Source organism: Pseudomonas sp. UBA7500 (assembly GCF_002478435.1).
GTDB lineage: Bacteria > Pseudomonadota > Gammaproteobacteria > Pseudomonadales > Pseudomonadaceae > Aquipseudomonas > Aquipseudomonas palmensis.
In genome coordinates this window covers 1-12,274 of record NZ_DLNW01000026.1, presented here as the reverse complement: position 1 = coordinate 12,274, position 12,274 = coordinate 1, and the positions used below count along the sequence as shown (strand labels likewise).

General features: G+C 62.1%; 11 protein-coding genes and 2 pseudogenes. 4 read left to right on the top strand and 9 right to left on the bottom strand.

Going from position 1 to position 12,274, the window contains the following annotated elements; translation table 11 throughout:
* Positions 1-86: 86 nt before the first annotated feature.
* Together B4I46_RS11445 and B4I46_RS11440 are read right to left on the bottom strand one after the other, a co-directional pair.
* Entirely contained in the window at positions 87-989 is a 903-nt protein-coding gene (locus B4I46_RS11445; RefSeq protein WP_054916663.1) for a GGDEF domain-containing protein, read from the bottom strand.
* A gap of 177 nt (positions 990-1,166) precedes the next feature.
* A pseudogene (locus tag B4I46_RS11440) lies at positions 1,167-1,933 on the bottom strand (universal stress protein).
* A gap of 333 nt (positions 1,934-2,266) precedes the next feature.
* Between B4I46_RS11440 and B4I46_RS11435 the strand changes: the two are divergent.
* The 3 genes from B4I46_RS11435 to B4I46_RS11425 all read left to right on the top strand — a co-directional run bounded on the left by B4I46_RS11435 (position 2,267) and on the right by B4I46_RS11425 (position 4,224).
* On the top strand, positions 2,267-2,689 hold the full coding sequence (locus B4I46_RS11435; protein ID WP_116054336.1) for an NUDIX hydrolase: 423 nt from the start codon (positions 2,267-2,269) through the stop codon (positions 2,687-2,689).
* A gap of 310 nt (positions 2,690-2,999) precedes the next feature.
* Entirely contained in the window at positions 3,000-3,647 is a 648-nt protein-coding gene (locus B4I46_RS11430) for a hypothetical protein (protein ID WP_201023423.1), read from the top strand.
* Complete coding sequence (locus B4I46_RS11425) at positions 3,640-4,224, top strand: hypothetical protein (protein ID WP_286900241.1); 585 nt, start codon at positions 3,640-3,642, stop codon at positions 4,222-4,224. Before B4I46_RS11430 ends, B4I46_RS11425 begins: the two co-directional genes overlap by 8 nt.
* Positions 4,225-4,326: 102 nt before the next feature.
* Here B4I46_RS11425 and B4I46_RS11420 read toward each other — a convergent pair whose 3' ends face one another.
* Complete coding sequence (locus B4I46_RS11420; protein ID WP_236176359.1) at positions 4,327-5,553, bottom strand: MFS transporter; 1,227 nt, start codon at positions 5,551-5,553, stop codon at positions 4,327-4,329.
* A 353-nt stretch (positions 5,554-5,906) separates the two neighbouring features.
* Here B4I46_RS11420 and B4I46_RS11415 point away from each other — a divergent pair, with 353 nt between their 5' ends.
* Positions 5,907-6,155 carry a hypothetical protein gene (locus tag B4I46_RS11415; protein ID WP_231390615.1) on the top strand — a complete coding sequence of 83 codons (249 nt, stop codon included), beginning with the start codon at positions 5,907-5,909 and terminating at the stop codon, positions 6,153-6,155.
* A gap of 91 nt (positions 6,156-6,246) precedes the next feature.
* On the opposite strand, the gene B4I46_RS11410 is transcribed toward B4I46_RS11415, so the two are convergent.
* The 6 genes and pseudogenes from B4I46_RS11410 to B4I46_RS11385 form a co-directional block, all read right to left on the bottom strand.
* Entirely contained in the window at positions 6,247-7,581 is a 1,335-nt protein-coding gene (locus tag B4I46_RS11410) for a di-heme oxidoredictase family protein (protein ID WP_286900237.1), read from the bottom strand.
* On the bottom strand, positions 7,578-8,879 hold the full coding sequence (locus B4I46_RS11405) for an ABC transporter substrate-binding protein (RefSeq protein ID WP_286900236.1): 1,302 nt from the start codon (positions 8,877-8,879) through the stop codon (positions 7,578-7,580). The genes B4I46_RS11410 and B4I46_RS11405 overlap by 4 nt, the downstream gene beginning before the upstream one ends.
* The gene (locus B4I46_RS11400; RefSeq protein ID WP_286900234.1) at positions 8,866-10,908 is read right to left on the bottom strand and encodes a TonB-dependent receptor plug domain-containing protein; all 2,043 of its coding nucleotides are present in this window, start codon (positions 10,906-10,908) and stop codon (positions 8,866-8,868) included. Before B4I46_RS11400 ends, B4I46_RS11405 begins: the two co-directional genes overlap by 14 nt.
* 320 nt (positions 10,909-11,228) lie before the next feature.
* Positions 11,229-11,753 (bottom strand): hypothetical protein, encoded by a 525-nt coding sequence (locus B4I46_RS11395; RefSeq protein WP_286900232.1) that lies wholly within the window; start codon positions 11,751-11,753, stop codon positions 11,229-11,231.
* Positions 11,754-11,762: 9 nt separating this feature from the next.
* Positions 11,763-11,807 (bottom strand): annotated as a pseudogene (locus B4I46_RS11390) (hypothetical protein); the annotation flags it as partial.
* A gap of 59 nt (positions 11,808-11,866) precedes the next feature.
* Positions 11,867-12,274 (bottom strand): hypothetical protein (locus B4I46_RS11385; protein ID WP_286900230.1); only part of this gene is annotated, 408 nt, incomplete at its 5' end.

Sequence of the window (12,274 nt, the reverse complement as noted above, 5' to 3'; positions counted from 1 at the left end):
GCGGGGGCAAAGCAACGTTCGCGTACTTATCCGACTTGCCACGTCTGGAAGGTCAAGGGTTTTCTGACATTGGCCATACCCTGGCGTCAGAGCCACACAATCCGGTCCTTGCCCATGCTCTTGGCCACGTACAGAGCACGATCGGCCCGTTTCAAGGTGTCCTCGTAAGCGTGGTCCTCGGGCAGCATGGCCGTTGCGCCAATGCTCACGGTGACCACCGTGTCGCCTGCCCAATAGCGGCTCAGCTCTTTGCGAAAGCGCTCATGCAGACGCTCGGCAAGCTGCAGCGCCTGCTCGCGCTCGGTATTGGGCAGGCCCACCACAAACTCGTCGCCACCCAGGCGGCAGGCGAAATCCGTTGCGCGCAGCGCGCAACGACATATCTCGGCCACCGCCTGGATGATCTGATCACCGGCGTGATGCCCCTGGGTATCATTGATTTTCTTGAGGTTGTCCAGATCGAACAGGAACACCGACGTCGGCACGCGATAGCGTGTCAGGGACTCGTGGTGCAGTTTCAGGTCATGTTCGAGCTTTCTGCGGTTGAACAGACCGGTGAGCTGGTCGGTATCGCTCAGTTCCCTGAGCCTGACTTCCAGTGTGTGCCGTTCGGAGATATTGCTGGCGACCCACAGCACGACCTCCTCTTCGTCCACCCTGAAGTTCAGGGCCTGGATGCGCCCCTCGAACCAGATGGGGTCCTTGGGGCCCTCATCGGGCAGGCCCTTCACATCCCTGTTGCTCAGCTCGTACTCGGCGACCAGCAGGTTTCCCGTGGCCAGTGCCCGGGCAATCTGCTCCAGAAACCAGTTCGCCTTGTCGGCATTGATCAGGTCTGAAATATACAGGCCGATCAGGCCGGACCCATCGTGGTAATAACGCGCGTCGCGGCCACCAAACACCGCAACGTACTTGCCACTGCGCGACAGGATGAAGGCAGGGTCGGGCAGCGCATCAAGAATCAGGGCCATCTGTGCGGTGTCGATCATGAAGCACTTCTTCTGTGCCGATTGATGAATGGCGTAACGGTAGCCAACAATACCATTACGCCATCATCCGCAACATGGGCCTTGCGGATGCCACCAACGCCGCACGGCGCTTGCGACAGAACCGTTATCGCGTGTGCTGTGCCAAGCGTTTCCGGCCCCCTGCCCTACCTACAGCCCCTAGATCGACACCAACACATCGCACTGCGATTCGCTCAGCACGTGCTTGGTGACGCTGCCCACCAGCAGCTCTTCCAGCGCGCTTTCGCCCTGCTTGCCGACCACGATCAGGTCGCAGTCCAGCTCCTGCTCGGTTTCCACGATCCGCCAGGCTGCGTCGCCGTGTGCAATGATCTGCCGAGCATTGGGCAGGCCGGCGGCTTCGCTCAGGGCCGCAAGTTGCTCCACGGCATCCTTCTTGATGGCGTTGCGGTAGTGCGTGAGGGTGTCCTGGTCGATGTAGGCAAAACGCATGCTGCCCTCGAAGGGCGCTTCGAACGCGTGCATCAGAATGATTTCGGCCTGCGGGGCCACGGCTTTTGCCAGCTCGATGGCACGCAGCGACGAAGGCGAAAAATCAACCGGCACCAGCACGCGGCGGTACGCCTCGCGCGGGGCCTGTTTGACCACCAGTCTTGCACCACACGGGTGATTTCGGTAGCCACCGAACCGGGCGCGACCTGTGTGCCAGCGGAGATGGCGTAGCGGTGGAACAGCATGGCAGCCACTGCACGCAGGTTTTCGCCGGCACTTTCCAGCACGCGATTCAACAGGTTGTCATCGGGTACCACAACCTGCTTGAGGCGCTCGTAAGGCGCGGGGTTGGCAACGTAGAGCAGGTCCAGCGCGGCATGCTGCGCCTGGCTCAGGAGTGCGGCCCGCTCTGCTGCGTTGCGCGCAGAAGTGGACAAATCGGTGGCAACCAGTACGTGCTTCAACGGGCTCATGTGGGGCTCCTTATGCAATGTGGCGCATGCGGATCGAGGCGTTGGCCTGCTGTCGATCCGCTCCTTTCGTGCCGCCATGGTCTCCCGAACCCCATAGGCAGCAGCTTGATTTGCGTCAACCTCAAGGCCAGGCATCTGGCTGCGGCAACAAACTGCAACATGTGGGCAGGGTTCATCAGTGTGCTGCCTGGTTTGTCCTGAACTTGGGAGGGAGGCAAAAACCCGGCAGAGCCGGATGGATGCTTTAAGATCGTGCAGTGTTGAAGGCAGCTGACATCGTTCAGCTTTCGACGCGCTCAACACTCAACAGCAATGAGCCAAGGGGAGAACAACATGGCAGTGGATAAAGCTTGCCCGGTGGTGCTGCGCAGCCGTGAAACGTTGGAGGTTCTGGCGTTCGCGCATCCGTTGGCGGGCCTGCAGTTGGTCAAGGGAAGTGTGGAGCCAGGTGAGCCGAGCGAAGACGCTGCTGTACGAGAACTGTTCGAGGAAGCCGGAATTCAAGGCACGGTGGGACGAAATCTTGGCGTGTGGCGCGCTGAGGTAACCGGGCATGTGTGGGCATTTCATGAGTGTCACGTCACCCACGAGCTTCCCGACACCTGGGTTCACTTTACCCAGGATGACGGAGGGCACGCGTTCAGGTTTTTCTGGCATCCACTCCATAGCGAGCCATCCGACGCATGGCACCCACTCTACAAGGATGCATTGAGCTTCCTTCGACTTGGCCTCACTGAAGCACCCGTGCCCGGCTAGGCGCCATGTCGGCTATTGGCCGAGCACAAACGGGCGGTAGACACGCTGATGGCAAAGTAAACAACGTCAACTACGCTGCTCGCAGTTACCGCGTAATAGCCGGATCGAGTCCATCTTGTGGCGCCCTGCTACTTCAAACGTCGGCACCTTGGGAGGATTGATGAGTTGCTTACCCCGTCACGGCAGAGTCTCCTGCTCGCGTTGCCACACCGAGAGTGCGCCAGCATTCGATGTAGCCACTCGCACCGAGGGCGAGTGGCGTATTACGGCAAACCCGCTGGCATGGGGCAGTACTACGCCAGAGGTGGTTGTGCTGGGCTTCTCCAAGGGCCCCACTCAGGCGGGGGCACTTGCCAGCACACCTCACGACGACATCGCCTACAAGGGCAGTCGTCTCAATGTGGGCAAGATTCTGGCCCACGTGGGCCTTATCCCCGCCGCCCCGCCCGACAGGCTCAAGCAACAGGTGGACCGCCTTATTGCGGACAACGACGGGCGCTTTCATTTCGCATCGCTCATCCGTTGCACCGTAGAGCGCCACGACCGCAAGGCTGGTACCTGGAAAGGATCAGGCGGCGGGATGCTGGACAAGTTCATTGCCAGCCCGTTCGGCAAGTCGGTGGCCAGCAACTGTACAACGGCCTTTCTTCGCGACCTGCCGCAAGAGACCCGACTGATCGTGATGTTCGGCCTGGGCACGGGGATGAACTATGTCGCGTCTGCCTACGCGCTGTTGCGCCATGCCCGCCCCGGCGCATGGAAGATGATCAACGCCGTGGCCTACACAGACGGCAGAATCACCGTGGTGCATGTCGAGCACTTTGCGGCGCAAGGCGCCTTGATCCCCAACTGGCTTGGGGAAAGGGATCACCCGAGAAGCAGGCTTGGCCTGCTCTCGAAAGCGGCTGTTCAAGCATCAGGGGTCGGCAACTTCAGCGGGGGGAATGGGCATGGCTGATCAACCGGTGCTGGCGGGCAAACACTTCCAGGCGATTCTGGCAAGCGCACCGCTGAACCAGGCGACGTTCCTTTGCCAGGGTTCGAGCAGCATGCTGTTCGAGCACGGTACCAGGCTCTATCGCCTCACGCTCGAAGGTTGCGGCCACAATTTTCTTGCCCGGCAGTGGGCCAAGGGCAACCGTAATGTCGTCGAGGTCATTCACGACTATGGCGCCGTGGGGCCCTCTGACGCTTCATTCAGGGGAAGCGAAAACGAGTTCTACTGGCTGGCCGAAGTGGAAAGGTTGATAAGCGTGGATGAGGCCAGCGAGCCGTTACTTGCCAGCCTGCTGTCGGGGTTGCTCGACGACAATGATGATCTGCCGGCCAACGCCGTGCTTGCTGAACAGTGCCTGGCCTTGGCCGGTGAACATCCCGCGCTGGCGGGGGTGTTGATCACACTCGCCAGGGCGGCGGAATTTGCGCAGCGCCATGAATGTGACGTGGATGCCAAGCTCGACAACCTGATGCGCCGCCCCGCTACCGGGGAGCTGGTGTGGACTGACCCGCTGGGCGGGTGTTTCTATGCGCCGTAGATCAGCAATGAAGTGCTGATTTGGGTGCTATCGAATCTCAGCGATCTGCAAGGCCGCACACGCGGCCCCCTCAAGATTGACGTCAGCCCATGCGCCGGGCTGCTAGCAAGGCTGAACCGCCATTCGGTTACTGACCTTGCGCCCCAGCACCAGCACCGTGACAAAACCGCAGGCCAGCAGTGCCGTGGCCAGGCTCAGCAGCACCGAGCTGCCCATCTGGTCGACGATGCGCCCGCCAAAGAACGACCCCAGCGCAATGATCACCTGAAACAAAGCCACGAACAGCGGCATGCCACGCTCGACATCCTTGGGCGCCACCACGAACATCCAGATGCTGGCGCAGGCCGGAAAGGCACCGAAGGCAAAGCCCCACAGCGCGATCAGCATCACCGCACCGGTCATGCCGGTGGCGAAGTAAGGGAACAGCGCCGTGCTGACGGCAATCATCAGCGCCACCAGCATCAGCGTGTAACGCACGCTGCGGTTGGCGGCAAACCCGGCGAAGACATTCCCCAGCACCCCGGCCACGCCATACAGCAACAGCAGCGAGCCAATGGTCGGCCCATCGAAGCCGGCGCTTTGCTTGAAGAACGGTGCCACATAGGTGTACGCGGCAAAGTGCGCCAGGCCGATCAGCAACACCGCAATCAGGCCGACCCGGGCTTGCGGATTGATGAACAGTGCCGGCAGGTCACTGATGCGAATGGCCTTGTCGGGGTTGAGGCGCGGCAGCAGGAACACCTGGGCCAGCAGCACCGGTACACCCACCAGCGCGGTCACCAGGAAGGTCATGCGCCAGCCCATCAGGCCACTGAGCCAGGTGCCGACGGGCACGCCCAGCACGGTGGCCAGGGTCACACCCACCATGATGATCGAGGTGGCCTGGGCTACCCCAACTCCCTTGGGGGCCAGGCGGCCGCTGAGGGCGATGGCCGTGGCCCAGAACCCGCCGATGCTCACCCCCAGCAGCACACGGCCGAACAGCAGCAGGCTGAAGTCGGTGGCGTAGGCCACCACCGCATTGGCGATGATCATGATCAGGGTCAGGCCGATCAGCAGGTAGCGCCGGTCCATCGCGCCGATGCCCACCGACAGCAAGGGCGCGGCGAGTGCGGCCATGATGCCGGGCAGCGTCACCATCAGGCCGGCATGACCGGCACTGATGCCCAGGTCGCTGGCGACATCGTTGAGTACGCCCACCGGCAGAAATTCGCTGGTCACCAGGGCAAAGGCGCCCACCGCGACCGAGAGAATCGCCAGCCACTGCTGTTTGACGCTCTGTTGATTGTGTTCGGGAAGGCCGCTAGGGGCCTGGCTTGCGCTTGGCATGGTGCTGGGTTCCATGGGGGAAATGACGCCTTGAGCAGGCGCGGGAAGCGGGGAAAAATCGAAGGCGATTATACAAGCGGGTTTTACCGCGCCGACAGGCGGGCCCTTTGATAGTAATCATCAGCGCTATCGATGAAAGGCCCGTAGTAGAGCAACTGCTGCAGGCCCATGCAAGCTTGGCCCAGCTTGCCGGGCATGCCAAGCCCCGGTACCTGACGCAACATCCGCCAAGGCCCTGCCCAGCGCCTCAAATAATTTGAACCGCCTCTGGGCGAACTCGCCTAATGATCAGCATGTGGATGATCCCACAGGCAACGTGCCAATACCGGCAAGCGCTATCAGAGGTGGTCAACGTGGCTAAGGACGAGAAGAAAAGCAAAGACGGGTCTTCAAAAGCCAGCAAGGATTTGAAAGACAAGAAGTCATCATCGGCAAAGAAATCAGCTGCGGCATCGGCTCTTTCCAAAGCCTCTGAAAAGAAAGAAAAGAAAGACAAGAAAAAAGATGCCGAACCCAAGAAATCTGCAAAAAAATCGGACAGCAAGCCCGAGAAGGCCAAGAAGTCGGACAAGGCAGATAAACCTGCGAAAAAGAAAAAGTGACGGTTGCGATTGGCCAGGGCTTCATGCCCTGGCCTTCTCACGCTGAATCGCGCTCCCGTCACTGAGAGATGATCGCCTTGGGTCCAGCGCCCTACAGCGACTCAAGAAACGCCCGAATCGCCGCCCGCTCCTTCGCCCCCAGCGTTACATAGCGTTGCCGGGCCATTTGCGCTTCACCGCCATGCCACACGATGGCTTCCTCCAGCGTGCGCGCTCGGCCGTCGTGCAGGTAGCCACTGCCGGGGTTGATCCGCTCACCCAACCCAAGCCCCCACAGCGCAGGGGTGCGCCACTCGCGGCCGTTGGCGAGAAAGTCCTCACGGCCATCGGCCAACCCCTCGCCCATGTCGTGCAACAACAAATCGGTGTACGGCGCGATCCGTTGCTGGCTCAGCGCCGGGTACAGCGGGTGTGTGCCCGTGACCAGTTCGGGCCGGTGACAGGCCGTGCAGCCAATCGCGGCAAACAGTTTTTTACCCTGCACAACCGCAGGCTCGGCCTGCTGCCGGCGCGCAGGCACGGCCAGGTGGGCGAGGTAGAAATGCAGGTCACCAAGCTGCATCGCGTCCAGCTCCGGCTCGCCGCCGTGGGGCGCCTGCGCGCAGGCCTGTTGGGCAGGGGTGCAGTTCTGCTCAGGAGCCAGCGTGGAGGTGATGCCCAGGTCGCCCAGCATGGCGTGGGCGATCTGTTGGCGCAGGTCGGGCTGGTTGGCCTTGAGGCCAAAGCGGCCCGCCTCGGCACGCTGTCGCTCCACACTCCACACCTGATTGACGCGCCCGGTCACGCCGTCGGGCTTGGCTTCAGCCGCCATGGCCTGCAGCGCGCTGGCCTCGATGGCCTCCAGCAAACCGAGGCCGAATACCGGCGAGCCCACCCGCGCCGAGGTCAACACCCCGTCCAGTGGCCCATAGGCCAGCTCGCGCAGTTCGACACGCGGCGTGCGCAGCATCACGGTTTCGCCATCGCCCAGCGGCACCGCGTGTTCCTCCCAGTACACATAGGCCCGCCCTTCCCCCGGCACGCCGGGCACACCTTGGTCGTTGAGCTGGTCGCCATACACAGGATGAGGCTTCGGCCCGCCGCGGGCATCGCGGCCCGGCACGGACAGGCGCAGCAACAGGCTGCGCATCGCCTCCCCCTGCTGCGGCGCCTGACCACGACCGTTCTTGGGGTGGCAGGCGATGCACGACACCCGGTTGTACAACGGCCCGAGCCCATCCACCGCTTCGTCGCGAGACGGCGCGACCACCCACGCCTGCCGGAACAGGCTGCGCCCGCGAAAGAAGCGCTCCAGCTGGCCTTCGTCCAGCCCGGCGAAGGGCTGGGCATAGGCTTCACGGTTGACCGCGGTGTGGGTGACATCGGCGCTGGCGAGCGCGCTCACCAGCAAACCGATCGACAGCCCGGCGATGCGCACAACGGTCACTGCCCCAGCCCCTCCAGCAACCGCGCCGCCTCTGCCCGCTGCAGCGCAGCCTGGAACTGCCAGGTGATCTCGGTGCGGCCCAGTGCATCCTGGTCGGTTGCCGGCTCGTGGGCCATGCCCTTGTCCTGACGTGCCGCGAACAGGCCCAGCAACGGCTTGGCCTCGGCTTGCCCGGCAGTCAGTGGCGGCGCGGTCAACAACTGACGTATGGCGGCTACGTCATGCCCCGCCGCTTCGGCCGCGTGCAGCCGCGTCCAGAGTTCGTTCAACGCCTCGTGGGGCAGGCCCAGCCATTGGGTGAACAGCGAACTGATCAGCGCCAGGCGTTCGCGCGAGCTGCCGTTGCCGTAGTCATAGGCGCCGTGCCCTGCGGCAACGAACGGGTCGTGGTACTGCGCGGGCAGCTGCGCATACACGCTCGGGCGCACCGGCAGCTTGCGAATGTCGGCATCGGCCAGCAGCGCCTGCCCGGCGTCGGACAACACGTACCGTGCGAACGCCCGGGCACCGGCCGGCGCCTGAGTGCTTGCGGTAATGGCGATGAATGCCGGGTTGAGCCCACCGTGGGCCGGGTACACGAAGTCCACCGGCTCGCCGTTGGCCTTGGCCGAGGCGACGAAGAAGTCGATCGACAAGCCAACCGCTGCCCGCCCGCTGGTGACTTCGTCACTCACCAGCGTACCGCCGCGCGTGACCAGCCGCGCCTGCCCGGCCAGCTCGCTCCACAGGGCCCAGCCGCGCTCCCAGCCATAGGCGCGCAGCACGATATCCAGCAGCACCGGGGCAAACCCGACCCGGCCCGGGTCGGGCAGCGCCACCCGCCCGCGCAAGCGAGCGTCGAGCAGGTCGGGCCAGTCCTTGGGCGTGGGCACGCCCAGCTCGGCGAGCGACGCGGCGTTGATGGCAAAGCCGTAACCTGCCAGCTCGGTCGCCTGGTACAGGTTTTTTTGATCACGCAACGCCAGGCCGCCGATCTGCGCCGGCAGGCCCTCCAGGCTGATACCCAGCGGCTGCCAACTGCCCGCCTTCGCCAGCCGGGTGAAGTTGCCCGGCGACGGCGCCCAGTACACATCCACCCCGCCCTGTCTGGCTTGCAGCAGGTAGGGCAAGGCATCGAAGCCCTGGCGCCAGAGGACCTGCAGGCGATACTCCGGGTGGGCCTGGGCAAAGCCATCCTCCACCCGCGTCATCACCTCCTCGGGGTAGCTGGTCATCACCACCACGCTTTGCGGGGCCGCGCTCAGCAGGCCGCTGAACGCCAGCAGCAGGCCCGCCAGCCAGCAGTTACAGCGGCACATTGAATTGCACGAAATATTGACGGCCCATTTCCGGGTAGCCCTCGCTGTACTCGTACAGGCGGTCGAACAGGTTGCGCACGCCGCCCTCGATCAGCACGTCGTTGCTGAAGCGGTAGCCGGTCTTGAGGTTGTACACCGCGTAGCCCGGTGCCATCTGGGTGGCGTCGGAGGTGTTGTAGCGACGCGAGGCCGCCTCCACGCTGGCGGTGTGCTTCCAGGCGTCGAGGTTCCACGAGGCCGAGCCGAACAGGCTGTGGCGCGGGGTGTCGGTGGGGTGCAGGTCGCGGTCGCTGCGGTTCTCGCGGTCGAGGAAGGTGTAGTTGGCTGCCAGCTCCCACTCGCCCAGGTCGCCGTTGATGCCCAGCTCCACCCCCTGGTTGCGCGCCTTGGCGATGTTCTGGAACTGGCCGCAGGGCGCGGCGCAGTTGTCCTGCGCGGGCACGGTGACCTTCTGGATGGAGTCTTCGATATTGGCCACGAACAGCGCCGCGTCCAGCTGCCATTGCGGGGCAACCTGGCCGCTGTAGCCGAACTCGTAGTGCGTGGCGCGTTCGGACTTCAGGTCCGGGCTGGGGATGACCGTACCGAAGCGGGTCGAGTAGCGGTCCTTGATGGTCGCAAAGCGGCTTTTGCGCGCCACGGTGAGGCGCAGTTGGCCGTTGTCATCGGTGCCCAGCAGCGGGTTGGTGTTGGCGAACAGGCCGAGCTGCGCGTTGACCGCGTCGTTGCTGCCGGTGGGTTCGTCGTACAGCACGGCCTGCTTGGGCGAGCTGGCGGTGGTGCCGTAGTTTTCGGCATCCAGGCTCTTGCGGTAGTTGTAGGAAACGCCGCCCACCACGCTGAAAATCTCGTTCAGGCGCAGGGTGTCTTCCAGGGCAATCGACTGGGTCTGGTCGCGAAAGTGGGTTTGCGGGCTGTCGCCATCGCGGGAGCGGTGCACGTCATCCTTGAAGTGGTAGGCAATGCCCAGGCGGTTGTTCTCGGTCAGGGCCAGGTCGGCTTCCACCGAGAAGCCGGTGCTCTCGTCGTCGTACTTGCTCGGGAAGCCCTTCTGCAGGTTACCCACCACGCCGTTGCGGTAGGCGAAGCTTTCCAGCGAGTTCTTGAAGGTGTCGTGGTACACGCGGGTTTTCAGAAAGTGCTCGCCAAAGCCGGTTTTGGTGGCGATGAACACACTGGTGTTGTCCGAGCGCGGCCACTCCCACCAGCGTGCGCGCTGGCCGGTCGGCGGCAGCTTGCCGGCATAGGTGGGCTGGCCCTTGCTGCCCTCCTGCTGAACGTAGCCGAGCACGTATTCATCGGTTTCGTTGGGGGTGAAGCCCAGCTTGAAGCTGAACTTGGTGTCGCGGTGGTCGCTGTTCTCGCGCCGGCCGGTGCCTTGCTGGTTGTTGGTGGGTTTGAAGTCGTCGGGCAGCAGGGTGTAGTCGTAATCCACATACGACACCCCGCCCTGCATCCACCACGCGCCCTGGTTGGAACCCACGTTGGCGTAGGTGCGGTAGGCGTTCACGTTGCCGTGATCGGTCAGCTCAAGCCCCCCGCCCACTTCGCCTTCGAATTCCTGCACCGGGCGCCGGGTAACCAGGTTGATCGCCCCGCCCAGGGTGTTGGGGCCGTACAGCAGCGAGGCAAAGCCCTTGTCCACCTGAATGCGCGACAGGTCGTAGGTGGTGAAGCGGCCCAGGTCGATGTTGCCGTCGTAGGGCACGTAGGTGGGGATGCCGTCGATATACACCGGCACCTGCAGGCGATCGAAGCCGCGCACGAACACCACTTGCTCGGCGCGACCGCCGATATAGCCCAGGTTGACGCCGGGGGCCAGGGTGAGCGCGCTGGCGACGGTTTCGCGGTCGTGCAGGCGGATGTCCTTCAGGTCGATGACCGAGCCGCCGGTGGACAGGGTTTCGTCCTGGGGCGCGGAGATCTGGATTTCGCCGAGGGTGAAGGTGTTTTTCTGCTCCGCGAGGGCGGATTCGGCGCCCAGGGCTGCGACGGCAACCAGCAGGGCGTGCGGTGTTAGCGGCTTCATTGCTGCTCCTGTGTCGGCCTTGACGTAGGCGGCGCCCGGGCGACGTTGTGTATTATTTTATATAGCGACCGACGGTTTTTCTGGTCACGACCTCCCCAGGAGGTGATCAGCCGGTGGTTGCTAAAGGGGGGAAAGCGGGATGGCACAGGGCCAAACGGCAGGAATGCTAGCGTTGTTCACAGGACGTTACAACGCTGTACACAAAAATATATAGCGAATTGATCAACCCAGAAGCGGGGCTTCTAGCGGCTTTGCGCTTGACGGCAAGGTGTCAGCGGAGTGCCGGCAAGCGCATCGAACCCCTACCCCTCAGGCATGCGCTACATCGTCTGTCGAGGGATGGCATAAATACGTACAAGTTCCTCGTTGCAGGCGTGGTCAAGGAACCTGCTCTCTAGAAAAACGAAGCTCTCAACGAAGCCGCAGGTCGTGAACAGCTGCTTGACCTTGGTCATTTCCATTGAGTCCGTTTCAGGTTGATTCTTGATAAGCGTTTGGCGAAGTGCGCCGGCTGCAGTACTTGGGTATATGAAGAGTTGGGGCACCAACGTGGAGCCACCGCTGGCATCGAAGCGTGTGAAGGTGATGGCAGTCAGCTCTAACTGCCTTTGATTGCTGCGGGCGAGTGCACGTACGGTATTCAATACGAAAACAGCAAGCCCCAACAGAAAATCCGAGATGTCTTTTTTCTCGAGTTTCTTTTGTAATTTTTTTAATCTGCTGTCCCGTGAAATGATGGGGAACTCTTCAAAATCATCGAACGCGCCTGCCAGGCAACGCAGATCATTGTAGGCTTCTTTTTTATTATCTTTACGTACAACCCGTGTAACTTCATCTCTGCCCACTAAATCGCCCTACCACGGATCATAGTACCGATACCGGTTGTAATGCAGCCTGGTCTCACGGTTGTGATACTGCCCCTGAAAACAAAACGTAGTTCATCACATCGCTGGCCGCCCTACCAACAGGGCATTTCTCGCATATTTTCGATGAACACTAGGCGCCCTTCATCGCCTACTAAGCTTTCTAACTTAGTCAAGAAACCATCCATGTCTTGGGAGATCAAATAAAATGCCCCCCAGCCATGCTCTTGCGAACATTGAGAAATCCCAAAATATGCGCAAGAAGATAGCAGACTTTCATACAATGGTTCTTCAATCCGGCTGTCATCTTGCAGGAAGTGCGACAACTCAGAAGGCTCTGGCTTCTCAGTGTGCCTATAGCGGGAAAGAATGCTGTATTTTTTCATGGCTAGCACATGGCGCTCATGCGAGGCAACTAAACTGCTAAATGCGCCACCTTTATCTTTGAAGAAAAAATTCGGCATGCCTCCCTTGGGGAATACGGCGGTCTCAGTGACCAAGTG

Bases quoted from the DNA above. Each gene is read 5' to 3' on its own strand.
- B4I46_RS11445 (WP_054916663.1), bottom strand. From the start codon at position 989: ATGATCGACACCGCACAGATGGCCCTGATTCTTGATGCGCTGCCCGAC.
- B4I46_RS11435 (WP_116054336.1), top strand. From the start codon at position 2,267: ATGGCAGTGGATAAAGCTTGCCCGGTGGTGCTGCGCAGCCGTGAAACG.
- B4I46_RS11425 (WP_286900241.1), top strand. From the start codon at position 3,640: ATGGCTGATCAACCGGTGCTGGCGGGCAAACACTTCCAGGCGATTCTG.
- B4I46_RS11420 (WP_236176359.1), bottom strand. From the start codon at position 5,553: ATGCCAAGCGCAAGCCAGGCCCCTAGCGGCCTTCCCGAACACAATCAA.
- B4I46_RS11405 (WP_286900236.1), bottom strand. From the start codon at position 8,879: ATGTGCCGCTGTAACTGCTGGCTGGCGGGCCTGCTGCTGGCGTTCAGC.
- B4I46_RS11400 (WP_286900234.1), bottom strand. From the start codon at position 10,908: ATGAAGCCGCTAACACCGCACGCCCTGCTGGTTGCCGTCGCAGCCCTG.